13 protein-coding genes are annotated in these 17,305 nt (G+C 64.9%); 3 read left to right on the plus strand and 10 right to left on the minus strand.

Features of this window, described 5'->3' with window-relative positions:
- Positions 1–7: 7 nt before the first annotated feature.
- From BJI69_RS04460 to BJI69_RS04475, 4 genes are read right to left on the minus strand one after another with little or no spacing between them, the layout of a single operon-like run.
- The gene (locus BJI69_RS04460; RefSeq protein WP_046966211.1) at positions 8–535 is read right to left on the minus strand and encodes a pilus assembly protein PilP; all 528 of its coding nucleotides are present in this window, start codon (positions 533–535) and stop codon (positions 8–10) included.
- A complete protein-coding gene (locus tag BJI69_RS04465) occupies positions 535–1,182 on the minus strand; it encodes a type IV pilus inner membrane component PilO (protein ID WP_046966212.1) in 648 nt (215 codons plus the stop codon). Before BJI69_RS04465 ends, BJI69_RS04460 begins: the two co-directional genes overlap by 1 nt.
- Positions 1,179–1,937, minus strand: coding sequence for a PilN domain-containing protein (locus tag BJI69_RS04470; RefSeq protein ID WP_046966213.1), 759 nt, complete (start codon positions 1,935–1,937; stop codon positions 1,179–1,181). The genes BJI69_RS04465 and BJI69_RS04470 overlap by 4 nt, the downstream gene beginning before the upstream one ends.
- A complete protein-coding gene (locus tag BJI69_RS04475; RefSeq protein ID WP_046966214.1) occupies positions 1,937–2,995 on the minus strand; it encodes a pilus assembly protein PilM in 1,059 nt (352 codons plus the stop codon). Before BJI69_RS04475 ends, BJI69_RS04470 begins: the two co-directional genes overlap by 1 nt.
- Positions 2,996–3,232: 237 nt before the next feature.
- Between BJI69_RS04475 and BJI69_RS04480 the strand changes: the two genes are divergently transcribed.
- Together BJI69_RS04480 and BJI69_RS04485 are read left to right on the plus strand one after the other, a co-directional pair.
- Entirely contained in the window at positions 3,233–5,809 is a 2,577-nt protein-coding gene (locus BJI69_RS04480; protein WP_046966215.1) for a penicillin-binding protein 1A, read from the plus strand.
- A gap of 31 nt (positions 5,810–5,840) precedes the next feature.
- Positions 5,841–6,512 (plus strand): hypothetical protein, encoded by a 672-nt coding sequence (locus tag BJI69_RS04485; protein WP_046966216.1) that lies wholly within the window; start codon positions 5,841–5,843, stop codon positions 6,510–6,512.
- 44 nt (positions 6,513–6,556) lie between these two features.
- Here the strand turns inward: BJI69_RS04485 and BJI69_RS04490 are convergent, their stop codons facing one another.
- The 4 genes from BJI69_RS04490 to glnE all read right to left on the minus strand — a co-directional run bounded on the left by BJI69_RS04490 (position 6,557) and on the right by glnE (position 12,365).
- Entirely contained in the window at positions 6,557–7,852 is a 1,296-nt protein-coding gene (locus BJI69_RS04490; protein WP_046966217.1) for a citrate synthase, read from the minus strand.
- 268 nt (positions 7,853–8,120) lie between these two features.
- Entirely contained in the window at positions 8,121–8,366 is a 246-nt protein-coding gene (locus tag BJI69_RS04495; RefSeq protein WP_046966218.1) for a type B 50S ribosomal protein L31, read from the minus strand.
- Positions 8,367–8,493: 127 nt separating this feature from the next.
- Positions 8,494–9,426 carry a nucleoside hydrolase gene (locus tag BJI69_RS04500; protein ID WP_046966219.1) on the minus strand — a complete coding sequence of 311 codons (933 nt, stop codon included), beginning with the start codon at positions 9,424–9,426 and terminating at the stop codon, positions 8,494–8,496.
- A 50-nt stretch (positions 9,427–9,476) separates the two neighbouring features.
- On the minus strand, positions 9,477–12,365 hold the full coding sequence (gene glnE / locus BJI69_RS04505; RefSeq protein WP_046966220.1) for a bifunctional [glutamate--ammonia ligase]-adenylyl-L-tyrosine phosphorylase/[glutamate--ammonia-ligase] adenylyltransferase: 2,889 nt from the start codon (positions 12,363–12,365) through the stop codon (positions 9,477–9,479).
- A gap of 134 nt (positions 12,366–12,499) precedes the next feature.
- Between glnE and BJI69_RS04510 the strand changes: the two genes are divergently transcribed.
- A complete protein-coding gene (locus BJI69_RS04510) occupies positions 12,500–14,392 on the plus strand; it encodes an LTA synthase family protein (protein WP_046966221.1) in 1,893 nt (630 codons plus the stop codon).
- Between the two features lie 800 nt (positions 14,393–15,192).
- On the opposite strand, the gene groL is transcribed toward BJI69_RS04510, so the two are convergent.
- Both groL and BJI69_RS04520 read right to left on the minus strand, forming a co-directional pair.
- The gene (groL, locus tag BJI69_RS04515; protein ID WP_046968170.1) at positions 15,193–16,839 is read right to left on the minus strand and encodes a chaperonin GroEL; all 1,647 of its coding nucleotides are present in this window, start codon (positions 16,837–16,839) and stop codon (positions 15,193–15,195) included.
- A 60-nt stretch (positions 16,840–16,899) separates the two neighbouring features.
- Positions 16,900–17,193 carry a co-chaperone GroES gene (locus BJI69_RS04520; protein WP_046968171.1) on the minus strand — a complete coding sequence of 98 codons (294 nt, stop codon included), beginning with the start codon at positions 17,191–17,193 and terminating at the stop codon, positions 16,900–16,902.
- Between the last annotated feature and the right edge of the window lie 112 nt (positions 17,194–17,305).

Here is a 17,305-nt window from a genome sequence, read left to right on the forward strand (position 1 = left end):
CGAGTTCTTATTTTTCGCCGACCGCGATGCTTGCCGGACGCTCCATCCACCCGCCCTGGCCGTTAGGCACCAGTTCGACCAGATCGATCCGATCCTCCCCGACGGTCGTCACGCGACCGTAGGCCTGCCCCATGTATTCATTGCGGTGGATGCGATGGATCACCCCACCCGGATCTTTTACGAGTGCCTCGAGACTGGAACCAGCACCCACCGTGCCAACCATCTTGAGGGTGTCGAGCGAGAACATCTCGAGCGGCTCCTTCGGACGGTTTTCATCCGGTCGCGGGCCCGAAGACGTGTTCGTGTCCATTTCAGCCGTGCTCGGGCTGAACGGGTCACGGGCGCCCTGGTCCTGGTAAGCGAACGTCTCGAACGTGCGAATGACCGGGAGCACCGGAATCGGCTCTCCCTTCTTGTGCTTTTCGGCATCGACCCACTCGCGCAGGTCGGATGTTCCCTTGGTGCAGCCAGCCAGGGCCAGAGCGACGAAGAGCAGGGAAGCGGCGGGCCGCAACTTGATGTGCGTAGCGTTCATCACTTGCCCCCCTTGACCGGAGTAGCCGGGGTCGTGGTCTCGTCGTCTTCCAGATAGCGATAGGTTTTCACCGTACCCTGGAGGACCAGCTGACCGGAGCTGACGCCGTTCTTGTCGGCGGTTTTCGGCGACAACGAGACGTCATGCAGGGTCAGGATGACGACGCGCGGCAACGAGGCCACACCACTGATAAACGTACCGAACTGGTGGTAAGTGCCGACCATGCGCAGCGTGATCGGCTTCTCCGCGTAGAAATCCTTCGGCGTTTCCGGACCCGGCTGGAACAACTCCGTCTCGATGCCCGCGGCCAGCGCGGTCTGCGAGATGTCGATGAGCAGTTCGGGCATTTCCGTGCGGCTGGGCAGCTGGCGCAACAGGGTGCGCAGCATGTCCTGCATTTCGGTCAGCTGCTGCTCGAGGGCTTCGAGGTTGGCGGACTTGGCCTGCTTCGTCGAGAACTCGCTCTTGAGAGCGATTTCCTTACTCTCCGCGGAAGCCAGGTCGTCCTGTTGCGAGCTGATTTCGAAGTACCAGCCGGCGAGCACCACGACCACGAACAGCAGGCCGGTGAAGAACAGCTTGATCGCTTTCGGCCAGCCGCCGACGTTATGGCGATCGAGATTGCGCAGATCGTCAAAGAACTTCATGGCTTGGCTCCTGCCGTGGTGGCGGAAGCCGGTCGCGGAGCGGCCGGAACGGCGGCAGGAGCGGCGGCGGGCGTCGGTGCGGGAGCCACGGCGGGCTTGCCGATCGCCGCATTAGCCCCGTTGGCCAGCACGGCCGGGACGGCTGCGACGCTCGAAGCCGATGCCGGAGCGGCACTGCTCGACGAACCTGCCGGCGCGCCATCCGGGCCATCGCCAGGATGGTTAAGGCGAACGTCGAGACCGAACGAGTAAGGCATGCGCGAGGCGTCGTGCGTGTTCTCCGTCTTGCGCAGGTCGGCATGGCCCATCCAGGGCGAGGCTTCGATGTTCCGCATGTACTCGGCCACGCTGGAGTTGGACTGCGACACGCCGTCGAGGGACATGGAGTCACCCGACTGCTTCATGCCGCCCAGGCGCGCGCTCGCCGGAATGGTCTTCACCAGCTCGTCGAACAGATGAACCATCTGCGATCGATTGGCCTGCAGTTGCTCGATGATCTGCTTGCGCTGCAGGAGGCCCGCGCGGACCCGGTCCAGGTCCTTGATCTTCGCGATACGGTCGTCGAGCTGCTTGATCTCGGCCTGCAGGTAGGTGTTGCGCTCGGCCTGGTTGTCGATGCGCGCGTCCATCCAGAACGACCACGCGATCAGCACCACGAGGGCAGCGCCGAAAGCCATGCCGAGCTGGATATAGAACTCGCGTTCTCGCAGCTTGCGGCGCTCGGCGCGCCAGGGCAGTAGGTTGATATGAGCCATCAGTCGAAGCTCCTCATGGCGAGGCCGACGGCAATCATCAGCGCGGGCGCGTCCTGGGCCAGGGTCTGGGCCTGGACACGACTGGAAAGCGCCATGCGGGCGAGCGGATTGGCGACGACGCAGGGCACGCCGAGCTGCTGTTCTAGCAGTTCGGTGATGCCTTCGATCGAGGCACAACCACCGGCCAGGACGACCTGGTCGACGCGGCTGTACTCGCTGCCTGCAAAGAAGAACTGGAGCAGACGACTCACCTGCTGGACCAGCGACTCCTTGAACGGCTCCAGCGCCTCCATCTCGTAGGATTCGGGCAGGCCGCCCTTGCGCTTGGCCCGACCGGCTTCCTCGTAGGAAAGGCCATAGCGACGCATGATCTCGTCGGTGAGCTGCTTGCCGCCGAAGACCTGCTCGCGAGAGTAGATCGTCCGCTGGTTCTTCAGCACGGCCAGGGTCGTCATGGTGGCGCCGATATCGACGACCGCCACCAGGGCGTCCCGGGAGACAGCCAACTGGTCGGCCACCATGGCGAACGCGTTCTCCATGGCGAACGCCTCGACGTCGACTACCCGGGCGGTCAAGCCGCCGAGGTCGAGGGCGGCGATGCGCATGTCCACGTTCTCGGTCCGCGAGGCGGCGAGCAGGATGTTGTTCATCTCGGGATTGTCGCGAACCGGCCCGACAACCTCGAAATCGAGGCTAACTTCCTCGATCGGGTAGGGAATGTACTGGTTCGCCTCGACCTGGATCTGACCCTCGAGGTCATCCTCCGAGAGGTCGGCCGACATGGGAATGATGCGGGTGATCACGGCGGAGCCGGCCACGGCAGCAGCGCCGTGTTTGAGTTTGGATCCGGATCGGGCCAATGCCCGCCGAATAGCCTCGCCCACCGCTTCGACTTCAACGATGTTCTTTTCGACGACGGCATTGGGCGGCAGCGGCTCGACGGCATAGTGTTCGACGCGATAGCGCCCCCCTGCCTGACTGAGCTGCAGCAGCTTTACTGCGGTCGAACTGATGTCGACGCCAATTAAAGGCGCCGCCTTGGGTGTAAAGAGCCCCACGTTGTCCCCCTTCCCCGCGCCTTTGTCGGAATTGGTCTTCGGCGCGAAGGCATTAGATCTAAAACTTAACGGATTGGCAACGGGCCATTTCGGGCCCTTACCGGCACTAATTCACAAATCCAGTCACTGGGTTAGCGAAAACCCTTCAGGACGGGTCGAGCGTCACCCAGCCGCGCCCCTCCCCGCCTTGGCTCTATACTCCGCCACGACCCACACGGCGGCGACCCCTCCCCCTTCATGCGAATCCTCAAGCGTTTGCTGCGCATTGCGCTGTACCTCGCCCTGGCAGGCATCCTCTTCGTGGCAGGCGCCATCGGCGTCGCCTACTGGCTGCTGGCCCCGCGCCTGCCGTCGGTCGCTGTCCTGCGCGACTATCACATGCAAGTTCCGCTCCGGGTACTGAGTTCGGACGGACGGCTCATCGCTTCCTTCGGCGAGACCCGACGCATTCCCGTGCACATCGCCGACGTACCTGCACGCTTGAAGAATGCTGTCTTATCGGCCGAAGATGCCGATTTCTACAGCCATCCGGGCATCGACTGGCACGGTATCGCCCGCGCCGGCATCCACGTCATCGTCTCCGGCGGCGACAAGGGACCCGGCGGGTCGACGATCACGCAGCAGGTCGCGCGCAACTTCTTCCTCAGCCCCGAAAAGCTTTATTCGCGCAAACTGACGGAAGTGTTTATCGCTCTGCGCATGGAAAACGAGCTCACCAAGGATCAGATCCTCGAGCTCTACATCAATAAGATGTTCCTCGGTCATCGCGCCTACGGCCTCGCCGCCGCCGCGTCGTACTACTACGGCAAGACGCTCGACCAGCTGACCGTCGCCGAGAGTGCCACCCTGGCCTCGACCTTCCAGCTGCCCTCGGTCGTCAATCCACTGAACAACCCCAAGCGCATGATCGCCCGCCGTGACTGGGTGCTCGGTCAGATGCTCTCGAACCGTTTCATCACGCAGGCCGAGTACGACGAGGCCATCAAGGAACCGAACGACGCGTTCCCGCACGAACAGCAGATCGAGGTGGACGCGCCCTACCTTGCCGAAATGGTGCGCCAGCAGGTCCTCGAGAAACTCGGTAACGATGCCCTTACCGAGGGCTACGTGGTCCACACCACGGTACCCAGCGACAGCCAGGCCGCAGCGAACGATGCCCTCCGCGGGCGCCTGTCCGCCTACGATCGACGCCACGGCTATCGCGGCCCGGAAGGTCACGAGGAACTCCCGGCGCAGGCCGGCCCCGATGATTACGATCGCGTTCTCGCCGGCTACACGAGCGTCGCTGGCATGATGCCAGCCATCGTCACCGAGACCGGGGCGAAGGAAGCGACGGTGTACCTGTCCGCAAAGGAGACGGCGACCTTGAGCCTGGAGTCGATTGCCTGGGCGCGCCCCTACGTCAACGAAGGTCGCGCCGGAGCGGCACCGACGCGAGTCGACGCCGTCCTCAAGCGCGGTGACGTGATTCGCCTCATCCGCAGCGAGAAGGACGACATCAACGAAGACGCCAAGGCCTCGGACACCGCGAAGGCGACGACGGAAGCCAAGCCCGATTCGGGCAAGGGTGCCTGGCACCTCACCCAGATTCCTGCCGTACAGGCCGCCCTGGTTTCGGTCGACCCCGAAGATGGTGCCGTTCGTGCGCTTGTGGGTGGTTTCAGCTTCCTTCGTTCGAAATTCAACCGCGCCGTGATGGCGGCACGCCAGCCGGGCTCGAGCTTCAAGCCTTACCTGTATTCGGCTGCCTTCGAACGAGGCTTCACGCCTGCCTCGATCGTCAACGATGCACCGGTCGCCTTCCCCGATCCGTCACGTCCGGACGGCATGTGGACGCCGGCGAACGACGACAACAAGTTCGCCGGGCCGATGCGCCTGCGCGAGGCGCTGGTGCAGTCGAAGAACCTGGTTTCGGTCCGTCTGCTCGATGCCATCGGCGTGCGCTACGCCCGCGAGTACATCACCCGCTTCGGCTTCACACCGGATGCCCTGCCGCAGAACCTGTCGCTCGCGTTGGGGACGGCGTCCGTCTCGCCGATGAGCATGGCTCGCGGCTACGCCGTGTTCGCCAACGGCGGCTATCTGGTCACGCCCTATTTCATCGCGCGGATCGACGACCGCGACGGCAACCCCGTCTACGTTGCCAACCCCGAACGCGCCTGTGCGGACTGTCAGGAACGCCTGCTCAACCCGACGCCTGCCGGGCCGCCGACGCAGGCCTCCACGGCGCTGATTCCCGCCAAGCCGGCGGTGGCCAGCAGCACCGGTGGCAACGGAACCGGCGACGCCGTCCTTCCCGCCGATGCCCACGCCGACCAGACGAAGCTGCCGAAGCTGGCGCCGCATGTCATCGACGTCCGCAACGACTACCTCGTCACCTCGCTGATGCAGGACGTGATCAAGCGCGGCACGGGCTCGGCCGCACGGGCACTCGGCCGCGACGATCTCGCCGGCAAGACAGGTTCGACCAACGACCATCGCGACGCCTGGTTCGTCGGCTTCAATGGCGACGTATCGACGGCCGTCTGGGTCGGCTTCGACGACTTCAGTTCGCTCGGTCGCGGCGAGTTCGGCGCCAAGGCGGCCTTGCCGATCTGGATGGATTACATGGGTGCGGTCCTGAAGGACAAGTCATCGCATACCCTGGCCATGCCGCCCGGTATCGCCAATGTGCAGATCGATCCGGGCTCGGGCCTGCCTTCGTCCGGCGGCATGAGCGAAATCATGAAGGTCGAGGACGTCGACCGTCTTCGCGAACAGGCGACACAGAAGCAACAGGAGGAACAGCAGGATCACGCCTACGACATCTTCTGACGACCACATACACACCACACGGGGGTGAGTCATGGCACGAGGCGAGCATCACAAACTCCACGCACAGGACCGGACGCAGCGTCACCGCGCCCTTGTCGCCCAGGAAGCGGCCCGCCTGATGAGCGAGCACGGTATTCGCGACTTCCATCATGCAAAGGTGAAGGCCGCGGAGCGACTCGGCATTGCCGACGCCCAGGCGTTGCCTCGCAACAACGAGATCGAAGACGCGCTGCGCGAACACCAACGCATCTTCAAGGCCGATTCGCAACCCCTGGCCTTGCGTGCACGGCGCGAGGCCGCCGTCGAGGCGATGCGATTCCTGCGCGGATTCGACGCCCGCCTGGTCGGTGCCGTCCTTGAAGGCACGGCCGACGAGCATTCCGCCGTCTGCCTGCATGTCTTCAGTGACGACCCGGAAGCCCCGGTGCTGTTCCTCCAGGAACAAGGCATTCCGCTGGAGACGCAGACACGACGCCTGCGCTGGCCGGGCAACGAGCAAAGCGAATATCCCGTCCTGCTGTTCGGTGCCGACGGCATCCCGTTCGACCTGACCGTGCTACCGCTGGACGCCCTGCGCCAGGCGCCCCTGGATCGCATCGATGAACGACCGATGCGCCGGGCCACCGCCTCGATGGTGCAGGCATTGCTGGCCGAGGAAGATATTCAGATGTTCGATGCGTCGACGCCAACACCTGCCCGGTAGGAGCCGATTCAAAAAAAACCCCGCTTTCGCGGGGTTTTTCTTTCTCAGCGCTTATCGCTCGGCGCGTAGTCGCGAACGTCGGCACCCGTGTAGATCTGACGAGGACGGCCGATGCGCGCCCCCGGGGTTTCGTGCTGTTCGATCCAGTGCGAGATCCAGCCGGACGTGCGCGCGATGGCGAACATCACGGTGAACATCTCGGTCGGGATACCCAGCGCCTTGTAGATGATGCCGGAGTAGAAGTCGACGTTCGGGTAGAGCTTGCGCTCGACGAAGTAGTCGTCCTTCAGGGCCGCTTCTTCCAGCTTCATCGCGACGTCGAGCAGCGGGTCGTTGACGCCCAGCTCCTCGAGCACCTTGTGGCACATTTCGCGAATGATCTTCGCGCGCGGGTCGAAGTTCTTGTACACGCGATGACCGAAGCCCATCAGGCGGAACGAGTCGTTCTTGTCCTTCGCGCGCTTGACCGCGGTCTCGACCTTGTCGGCGGTACCGATCTCTTCGAGCTGCTTGAGCACGGCTTCGTTCGCACCACCATGCGCCGGACCCCAGAGCGCGGTAATACCGGCGGCGATCGAGGCATACGGGTTGGCACCGGTCGAACCGACCAGGCGCACCGTCGAGGTCGACGCGTTCTGCTCGTGGTCGGCGTGCAGGATGAACAGCAGGTCGAGCGCCTTGGCGACGACCGGGTTCAACTCGAGCGGCTCGCTCGGCACTTCGAACATCATGTGCAGGAAGCGGGTGACGTACTCGAGGTTGTTGCGCGGATAACGCGTCGGCCAGCCGATCGAATGACGGTAAATGGCAGCGGAGATCGTCGGCATCTTCGCGATGAGGCGGATGGCGGCGAGCTTGCGGTCTTCCGGGTTATCGACATCGAGCTTGTCGTGGTAGAACGCCGACAGCGAGGCGATCGAGCCGGCGAGCATGGCCATCGGATGCGCGTCGTGGTTGAAGCCACGCAGGAAGAACTTGAGGTTCTCGTGCATCATCGAGTGATGCGTGATGTCGTGCTCGAACTTCGCGAACTCGGTCTTGTTCGGCAGTTCACCGTTGAGCAGCAGGTACGAGGTCTCGAGGAAGGTGGACTTCTCGGCGAGCTGCTCGATCGGGTAGCCGCGGTACAGCAGGACGCCCTTGTCGCCATCGATATAGGTGATGGCACTCTTGGTGCTGGCGGTGCTGCCGTAACCCGGATCGTAAGTGAAGTAGCCGGTGTCCTTGTAGAGCGTGCCGATGTCGACGCACTCGGCGCCGAGCGTGCCGCCGATGACCGGCAGTTCGCTTACGGGCTTGTTGGATTCATCGACCAATTTGACGGTTTTGGCGTCGGACACGGCGAGCTCCTCTGTCTTTCTGTACCCGTTCCGCCAGGGGCTGGCGAAACGTAGCGATGTTGGGATTAACGACACCGGGGGAGAGGTGCCGTACCGGTCGCCGCGTGCGACCGAAGTTCCCCATTATCACACAGAGGTTATTCAAACGTCCGTTCGTTGGCCGCCAGATCGCACGCACAAAAAGACACGGGGCAAGCCTTGGGCTCGCCCCGTGTCTGTCTATCCTCGCGAAACGCCACCCCGCAGGCGGCGCGCGGATGGAGCCGTCTTACTTCTGGCCGTAGCGCTGACGGAACTTGTCGACGCGACCGCCGACGTCCAGCGTCTTCTGCTTGCCGGTGTAGAACGGGTGCGAATGGCTCGAGATATCGAGCTTGATCACCGGGTATTCGTTACCGTCTTCCCACTTGACCGTCTCCTTGCTGGACATCGTCGAACGCGTCAGGAACGCGAAATCGGACGACAGGTCCTGGAAAACGACGGACTGGTACTTCGGGTGGATGTTCTCTTTCATGGCGTGACTCTAAGAATTAGCGGGGTGAAAAGAGCGGCATTGTAACCAGCGAGCCGGAGGACGGCAAGTCTCGGCAAGCACCGCGCGGCCGGGCTCCTGTGGGAGCCGCTTCAGCGGCGATTGCCTCTCATGCAGCCCCCAGGGCTCCAGCGATCAGCTGGCCGAAGCGATCCTGGTCGACCCCAAGGACGATCCGGGCGTTCGGGGTGCCGCCGAGGCGGCCTTGCCAGTCGACCACCGTCGCACCACGGGTGAGCCGGCCATCCAGCTCGATCGCCACATGACGGGTCTCGGCACGGGTGACCATGCCAGGATCCAGCGCCACCGCCATGGCCAGGGCATCGGCGGCGATGAAGCCGGTCCGCTCGTGCTCGGCGTTGAAGCGCCGGGCCGTGCCGAATATCTTCTCGAAGAAGGCCGCCCGCGCATCCCCCGCTGCGACCCAGCCGTCGTAGCTTTCGTCCGGGAACGCGTGGCGTACCGTCGCTTCCCAGTCGACCAGATCGAACATCGGGAAGGCTTCGAAAACCACGTGCGCCGCCTCCGGATCGAACCCGATGTTGAACTCGGCCGGGATCTTTCCGGTGTTTCCATGCCCGGTCACCGCACCCCCCATGACAACGAGGCGCTTCACGCGCTGTGGCAGATCGGGATCGAGCCGGACAGCGAGGGCGAGATTGGTCAGCGGACCGAGGGCGACGAGCGTCAGTTCGCCAGGCCGCTCGCGCGTCAGGCGGATCAGGGCGAGGGCCGCGTGCTCGGCCTCGACCGGATGCTTCGGCTCAGCGAAACCCACATCGCCAAAGCCGTCGGCACCATGGACGAAGGCCGCGTCCTCGTCCGGCGCGCGCACCAGGGGCGAGGGACAGCCACCGAACACTGGCGTGCCCGCCCCGATCAGCTCGACCAGCGTGCGCGCATTGCGCACCGTATGACCCAGGCCGACGTTGCCGGCGGCTACCGTGAGCGCGGCCACGTCGGCGTGCTCGTGCGCCATCAGGATGGCGAGGGCATCGTCCACGCCGGGGTCGGTGTCGATCAACAACGAGGGTCGGGTCATCGCAGGTCAGGTCCGTGAACGGCCGGACAGCATAGCGCCGGCCGCGCGCTTCAGACAGCCTGTGAGGCGGGAGCGTCGGCGCCCTGCAGCTCGAAGCCCAACTCACTCGCCACTTGGAGCACGCCAGCGCACGCAGCGTCGAGCGCCGGCGTGCGCTGGGCGATTCGCGACCGAAGATCCAGCGTGCACGCCAACCCCATCTGCAACAGATCGGCATGCGCCACATGGAGGGTGTCGGCCTGCAATTGACTGAACAGACCGACCGAACGCAGCGCATCGATCAGCGTGCTGCTCGCCGTCGTGTCGAGGATCGTCGGATGCTCCGCCGCGTGCGCCAGCACCATGCCCTGAAGCAGGAACTCGATATCGATGAGCGCACCCGCGCCCTGCTTGAGGTCGAGACGCAGGGTATCCGAACGGTCGCGCTCGGCCCGCCAGCGCCGCCGCATCGCACTGACCTCGGCGATGACGCGCGCGCCATCGCGCGGTGTGCAGAGGATGTCCCGGCGTATGCCGGCCAGCACACCGCCCAGCCGGACATCGCCGGCCACCGGTCGCGCGCGCAGCAAGGCCTGATGCTCCCAGGTCCAGGCGCGATCGCGCTGGTAGGCCTCGAAGGCATCGGCACTGGCGACAAGCAGTCCTTTGGAGCCGTCGGGCCGCAGGCGCGTATCGACGTCGTATAGCTTGCCGGCATGGGTCTGCGCGCTCAGCCAGTGCATGACGCGCTGGGCGAGGCGCTGGTACCAGCGTGTCCCGTCGACCGGTCGCGCGCCGTCGCTCATCGCATTGGCCAGCTTGCCGTCGTAAACGAAAACCAGATCGAGGTCCGAAGCGAATCCGAGCTCCTCGCCGCCCAGACTGCCATAGCCCAGGACAGCGAACCCCCCGCCGTCGCCCGGCAGGCGCCCGTGTTGCGCCGTCAGCTCGCGCGTGGCGAGCGCCAGCACGGCGGCGACGATCGCCTCGGCAAGGCCGGCAAGCCGCCGCGCCGTGGCCGGCGCGTCGGCCCGCCCGTCGTTGAAGGCCAGGCCGAGACGAAACGCGATGCTCGAACGGAACTCGTTGAGTCGCTCGAGTTCGCGCTCCGCGTCACGCTCATCCAGCGTGCCAAGCGTCCGCGCAATCTCCGCGGAAATATCGGCACGCTTCAGCGGAAGCTGGTCGATGCGTGGATCGAGAACGTCGTCCAGCAGCAAGGGCTGGGCGATCACCCGCTCCGCCAGGAACGCGCTGTCGGAAAAGACACCCGCAACACGACGCCGTGCATTCGGCTGCTCGTCGAGCAAGGCAAGGTACGAGGATCGCCGAGCGACGGCCTGGACCAGGCGCACCATGCGCAGCAGACTGGCGGACGGCGACGCACTGGCCCGCGCGGCGCCGATGAGTTGCGGCATGAGCCGCTCGAGTCGTTCCCCGGAGCGGGCGGACATGGATCGTACGGCCGCCGCCTGCGGAAGCTTGGTCAGTTGCTCCACGGCGTCGGCACCGCCGGCAAAGCCCGAGGCCTCCAGCGTCGCCGCGCTCAACGAGCCGTCACGAGCGGCAGCCCACAGCTCGACATCGGCGACCGGCGCCGTCGCGGTCTGCCCGGCCTCCGGCACGAGCACGGCGGCGAACTCGGCCGACACGGCGGCGCGATGCGCCGCCAGCTCCACCGCCAACGCATCCCACGACGGGTAATCCAGGCCCAACGCCAGCCTCTCGCGTGAAAGCTCGTCGTCGGGAATGTCATGCGTCTGCGCATCGCGCAGCATCTGCACGCGATTCTCCACGCGACGCAGGAACAGGTAGGCCGCGCGAAGAAGCTTGGCCCGTGCCGTCGGAATGTACCCGCGCGCCTCGCACGCGCGCAGTGCCGGCAGCAACCCGCGCACGCGCAGCGCGGGATCGCGACCGCCACGGATCATCTGGGTCAGCTGGACGACGAATTCGATTTCGCGAATGCCGCCGGGCCCCAGCTTGAGGTTACCGGCAAGGTCCTTGCGCGCCACTTCCGCATCGATCAGCGACTTCATCTCGCGCAGGCCGGCGAAGGCGGTGTAATCGAGGTAACGCCGGTACACGAAGGGCCGCAGCATGTCCTGCAGTTCGCGCCCGGCGGCGCGATCGCCGGCCACGGGGCGCGCCTTGATCCATGCATAACGTTCCCAGTCGCGACCTTCGCGCTGGTAGTACTGCTCCATCGCCGCGAACGGCAGCGCAAGACGGCCGGCGTTGCCGAACGGACGCAGCCGCAGGTCCACGCGCGCGCAGATCCCGTCCACCGTGGGCTCGGCAAGGAGTCGCACGAGTTGGCGCGCCTCGCGGATGAAGTACTCCCCGTTGTCGAGCGAGCGCGTGCCATCGGTATCGCCAGCCGAGGCATAGGCGAGGATCAGGTCGATATCCGATGAGAAATTCAGCTCGTTGCCGCCCAGCTTGCCGAAGCCGACCACGACCATGCGCTGCTCGACGCCGGCGGCGTCGCGCGGACGGCCGAAGCGTGCGTGCAAGGAATGTTCGGACCAGCGCAAGGCCGCGCTCAGCAGGGTTTCGTAGAGGGCACTGGTCGACGCCAGCGTCTCGTCGATGTCGTCGAGCCCGTTCACGTCGCGAAACACCAGGCGAACCGCCTCGGCATGACGGAAACGGCGCAGGATCGACATGCAGCGGTCTTCATCGGCCGGCAGGTCCAGCATGCTGCCCCGCGTCGCCGCGTCCGCGCTGGCGCGGAAGCGCTCGAGGCCGGCAGGAGCGAGCAATTCCGGCTGGCGACGAAAGACGTCGAAGGCGAAGTCCGAAGCCAGCAGCGTGCGGCGGATGCGTTCGGCCACGCCCGCATCGTCGTGAACGGGAATACGGGCCGCCCGACATGCCGCCATCACATCGGCATAACGGTGATCGATGAGTGCCCGTAGTTCGGGGCTTTCGCGCAGGGCTGGCGTAGGGACATTCATGAGGAGGCCATTGTGCCTGAAGCGGCAATTTGCGAAGAATCGTATGAAAAACCGGCGCTTTCGGTGACAACCGATTCATGTCCGTTCCGTTACAGTCCCTATCCCCTCGGGACTGGACGCGGAAGTCGGCTCTTATGACCAGCGCTTCGAAAACCTGGCGTGACCGCGCGGGACGCGCTGTGCTGCCGCTCATCACGGCGGTCCTGTTCGTCCTGCTCACGGGGCTGATCGACGGCAACCCGGGCGTGGGCACGGACCAGTGGCTTGCCCGCCCGGGCCACCTGATCGCCAACGCCATGCCCGGACTGATGCTGGCTACCCTCCTGCTGACGCTCACACGTCGCACCTGGCTCTCCTTTGGTATCGCCTTCCTGGCCCAGGGCGCGGTCTTCGCGGTGAGCGCCATCAAGGTGAAAAACCTGGGCACGCCGTTGCTGCCGGCCGACTTCGGCCTCGTCGGGCAACTGAGCAACGGCGGCCTGTCGCTGCTTTCCGGCTACCTACCGCGGCAGGTCGCTCCCTACCTGGCCATCGCCGCGCTGATCGGCCTGGTCGTCGTCCTGGTTCGCTTCGAGCCTCCCGTGTTCGCACGACGCACCTACGGCCGCCGGATCGTCGCTACCTTCGCGCTCGGCATGCTTTTCGTCACCCTCTTCGCGGGTACGCCGGGCTGGGCGAAGATCTACAACGGCCAGCGCCTCGGCATGATGCCGTGGTCGCCGTCGGAGAACGCCGGATACAACGGCGTCATGTCCAACCTCATGCAGTTTCATCTGCAGGCCTCGCGCAACAAACCCAAGGACGACCCCAAGGCCGCCCTCCAACTCATCGGCGACAACGACGCTGCGTTACGTGAGCACATGGCGCAGGCCGCGCAGCACACCCGGCAACCGCCGGACATCGTCATCATCCAGAGCGAATCGTTTTTCGATCCGTCCGCGGTGAACGGCTACGACGCGGATGTCGCGCCCAACCTGCATCGCCTCACGCAGCAAGGCAGTGGTGGCGGCCTGCACGTGCCGACCTTCGGTGGCGGCACCATCCGCACCGAGTTCGAAGTACTGACAGGCCTTTCACTGCGCTACTTCGGCAACATGCGTTATCCGTACCTGGACCTGCACAACCAGGTGGTGCCGAGCATGGTGCGTGCCCTGCGTTCGCATGGCTACGACACGGTCGCCGTGCACGGGCACAACCCGAATTTCTGGAATCGCCCGGCGGCCTTCAAGGCGATCGGCTTCGACCGCTTCGTCTCGCGTGACGGCTTCCCCGCGGACGCGAAGAACGACGGCACGTACATGGCCGATAGCGCCATGACCGACGAGATCATGGCGCAGTTGCCGGATGCCGGACCGTCCCGCCTGGTCTTCGCGATCAGCATCGAGGCGCATGGTCCTTACGATGGCTCCGACAACACGAATGTCGCCGAGCGCGATGCCATTCCCGTCCCCGCCGGCGTCGAAGGCAAGGACAAGATCGAGTGGCAGAACTACGTCTATCACATGCATCACGCGGACGCCGAACTCGGCCGCCTTGCCGATCTGCTGGCCAGGCGTGAACGCCCGACCATCCTGCTGTTCTACGGCGACCACCTTCCGGCACTGACCAACACGTACAACCACGCCGGCTTCCGCGACGGCCAGCCGTTCGATACGCAGATGGTCCCGTGGGTGCTGGTAGACGCACACAACGACGGCCCCCCGCCGGTCCACGGCGACATGGCGTCATGGATGCTTCCGGGTCTCGTGCTGGAGCGCGCCGGCATTCACGACGACGCGTATTTCGCCCTCACCCAGGTACTCGGCGGCCAGCTCGCCGCGCTCACCCGCTCGCCGGATGCCAACACGGCTGCGGAAGACGCGAACACGAAGCTGACCGATACAGCGATGGGCAATGTCGCCCTGCTTCGCCTGAAGAACAAACTCGATCCCCTGCTCGCCCGCTACGCGCTGCCCGACGCAGGCATCGATGTCGCTCGCCAGCCAGGCGATGCCGAACATGACGCCGAGGCGGGCGCGGGCCAATAGCTTTCCTCAGCGCTTGCGTTGGGGTGTGAGGCGCAGAGCCTTCGGTGCCCACCCTCGCTGGGGGCTCGAGGCAAAGAGCCTTCGGTGCCCACCCTCGCTGCTCAGACAGGTCCTCCGCGTTTCGTACCGGAAAGGCCGCTAACGCGGCCCATGTTCTTACTTGGCCTTCGGCCGCTCCACTTGTGCGGAACTCGCCTCGAGGGTGGGCACCGAAGACTCTTCTCATCCTTGAGGTGCGTGCGGGTCGAGCCGACGAAGCAACGCCGCTTTGGCTGCTGGCTCGTCGCTAGCGCCATCGCCATCGGCATCGCCAAACGGTGACTCGGCGCGCTAGTCGCGATCGTCCGCGCGAGACAGCGCGAGACAGCGCAGCGTCGCTGAATGAGTTCACCGAGCCGGAGTGGATGTACCCGCACGACTGCCGTAGTGGCCCGCTTCGGCGACCGCACCCACGGCTCGCCGTCCCGCTAACCGTATCGTCGTGAGAGACCTTGGTGTCCACCCTCGAGGCGAGTTCCGCACAAGTGGAGCGGCCGTAGGCCAGATAGGCACACGGGCCGCGTCAGCGGCCTTTCCTATACGGAACGCGGAGGACCTGTCTGAGCAGCGAGGGTGGACACCAAGGTCTCCCCGCGAGACGCCCAAGTGTACGGAGCGATGGCGAAGCCGAGCCGCCCCACGAGGTCGACGAGCGAGCCCGCGAACGAAGCACGGCACGTACGCCCGGACATGCGCGAAGAAGCCAAAAAAAAGACCCCGCTTGCGCGGGGCCTTTCGTGTAGCAAGCCAGGTGGCTGGACTTAGAAGTCCATACCGCCCATGCCGCCCATGCCACCGCCACCACCGCCATGGCCGTGGCCGTCGTCCTTCTTCGGCACTTCCGTCACGGCCGCTTCGGTCGTGATGATCGAGCCGGCAACCGACGCGGCGAACTGCAGTGCCGAGCGGGTGACCTTGGTCGGGTCCAGGATGCCGAAGGCGATCATGTCGCCGAACTCACCGGTCGCCGCGTTGTAACCGTAGTTACCTTCGCCAGCCTTGACCTGGTTGACGATGACCGAAGCCTCTTCACCGGCGTTGGTGACGATGGCGCGGAGCGGGGCTTCGAGCGTGCGACGGGTGATCGCGATGCCGAGGTCCTGGTCCGTGTTCTTGCCCTTCAGGCCTTCGAGCGCCTTCAGTGCACGGATCAGGGCGACGCCGCCGCCCGGGACCACGCCCTCTTCGACGGCTGCGCGCGTAGCGTGCAGGGCGTCTTCGACGCGGGCCTTCTTTTCCTTCATCTCGACTTCCGTCGCGGCGCCGACCTTGATGACGGCAACGCCGCCGGCAAGCTTGGCAACACGCTCCTGCAGCTTCTCGCGGTCGTAGTCCGAAGAGGTCTCTTCGATCTGCGCCTTGATCTGCTTGATGCGCGACTGGATGCCTTCGGCATCGCCGGCACCGTCGATGATCGTGGTGTTTTCCTTGGTGATCACGACGCGCTTGGCATGGCCAAGATCGGTGATCGTGGCCTTGTCGAGCGCCAGGCCGACTTCCTCGGAAATGACCGTGCCGCCGGTGAGGACAGCGATGTCTTCCAGGATGGCCTTGCGACGATCGCCGAAGCCCGGCGCCTTGACGGCGGCGACCTTGACGATGCCACGGATCGTGTTGACGACGAGGGTGGCCAGGGCTTCGCCCTCGACTTCCTCGGCAACGATCAGCAGCGGCTTGCCAGCCTTGGCGACAGCCTCGAGCACCGGCAGCAGCTCACGCACGTTCGAGATCTTCTTGTCGTGGATGAGGATGAACGGGTCGTCCAGCTCAACCTGCTGCGACTGCTGGTTGTTGATGAAGTACGGCGACAGGTAGCCGCGGTCGAACTGCATGCCTTCGACGACGTCGAGCTCGTTCTCGAGGCCCGAACCTTCTTCAACCGTGATCACGCCTTCCTTGCCGACCTTGCCCATCGCCGTGGCGATGATGTCACCGATGTTGGAATCGGAGTTGGCCGAGATCGTGCCGACCTGGGCGATCGCCTTGTCGTCGGCGGTCGGGTTGGACAGCTTCTTCAGTTCGGCAACGGCGGCGATGACAGCCTGGTCGATACCGCGCTTGAGGTCCATCGGGTTGATGCCGGCGGCAACAGCCTTGAGGCCTTCCTGGATGAATGCCTGGGCGAGGACGGTCGCGGTCGTGGTGCCGTCACCGGCGACGTCGGAGGTCTTCGAGGCGGCTTCCTTCACGATCTGCGCGCCGATGTTCTCGTACTTGTCGGCGAGTTCGATTTCCTTCGCGACCGAGACGCCGTCCTTGGTGACGGTCGGGACGCCGAAGCTCTTCTCGAGCACGACATTGCGGCCCTTCGGGCCCAGGGTGACCTTGACCGCGTTGGCGAGGGTGTTGACACCCTTCAGCATGCGGGCGCGGACGTCTTCGCCGAAGCGGACTTCTTTCGATGCCATGGTCTTTGAATCCTTAAATGATTAGTAAGTGAGATCGGGGGGAACGGGGCGAGCGAAAGCTCAGCCTTCCAGGACCGCCACGATGTCGTCTTCCTTCAGGAAGACCAGATCTTCGCCGTCGACCTTGATTTCCTGGCCGGCATACTTGCCGAACAGGACCACGTCGCCTTCCTTCACGCCCATCGGACGGAGCTGGCCACTGGCCAGGAGGAGGCCGGTACCGGCAGCGAGCACCTTGCCGCGGGTGGGCTTCTCGGTGGCGCTGTCCGGGATGACGATGCCACCGGCGGAAACGCGCTCTTCTTCGAGACGCTTGACGATGACGCGGTCGTGCAGCGGGCGCAGTTTGCTCATGACTTCTCCAAACATGTGTTTGACGGATAAGGAAAAAGGTCCACCCTGTTAGCACTTGATCAGGGTGAGTGCCAGAATTTTAGCCCTAAGCTTTCCTGATTCGGAAGAGCTG

The organism is Luteibacter rhizovicinus DSM 16549 (assembly GCF_001887595.1).
GTDB lineage: Bacteria > Pseudomonadota > Gammaproteobacteria > Xanthomonadales > Rhodanobacteraceae > Luteibacter > Luteibacter rhizovicinus.

Coding starts and splice junctions, on each gene's coding strand:
- glnE (WP_046966220.1), bottom strand. CDS start 12,365: ATGAATGTCCCTACGCCAGCCCTGCGCGAAAGCCCCGAACTACGGGCA.
- BJI69_RS04510 (WP_046966221.1), top strand. CDS start 12,500: ATGACCAGCGCTTCGAAAACCTGGCGTGACCGCGCGGGACGCGCTGTG.
- BJI69_RS04500 (WP_046966219.1), bottom strand. CDS start 9,426: ATGACCCGACCCTCGTTGTTGATCGACACCGACCCCGGCGTGGACGAT.
- BJI69_RS04520 (WP_046968171.1), bottom strand. CDS start 17,193: ATGAGCAAACTGCGCCCGCTGCACGACCGCGTCATCGTCAAGCGTCTC.
- BJI69_RS04480 (WP_046966215.1), top strand. CDS start 3,233: ATGCGAATCCTCAAGCGTTTGCTGCGCATTGCGCTGTACCTCGCCCTG.
- groL (WP_046968170.1), bottom strand. CDS start 16,839: ATGGCATCGAAAGAAGTCCGCTTCGGCGAAGACGTCCGCGCCCGCATG.
- BJI69_RS04470 (WP_046966213.1), bottom strand. CDS start 1,937: ATGGCTCATATCAACCTACTGCCCTGGCGCGCCGAGCGCCGCAAGCTG.
- BJI69_RS04465 (WP_046966212.1), bottom strand. CDS start 1,182: ATGAAGTTCTTTGACGATCTGCGCAATCTCGATCGCCATAACGTCGGC.
- BJI69_RS04485 (WP_046966216.1), top strand. CDS start 5,841: ATGGCACGAGGCGAGCATCACAAACTCCACGCACAGGACCGGACGCAG.
- BJI69_RS04460 (WP_046966211.1), bottom strand. CDS start 535: ATGAACGCTACGCACATCAAGTTGCGGCCCGCCGCTTCCCTGCTCTTC.
- BJI69_RS04495 (WP_046966218.1), bottom strand. CDS start 8,366: ATGAAAGAGAACATCCACCCGAAGTACCAGTCCGTCGTTTTCCAGGAC.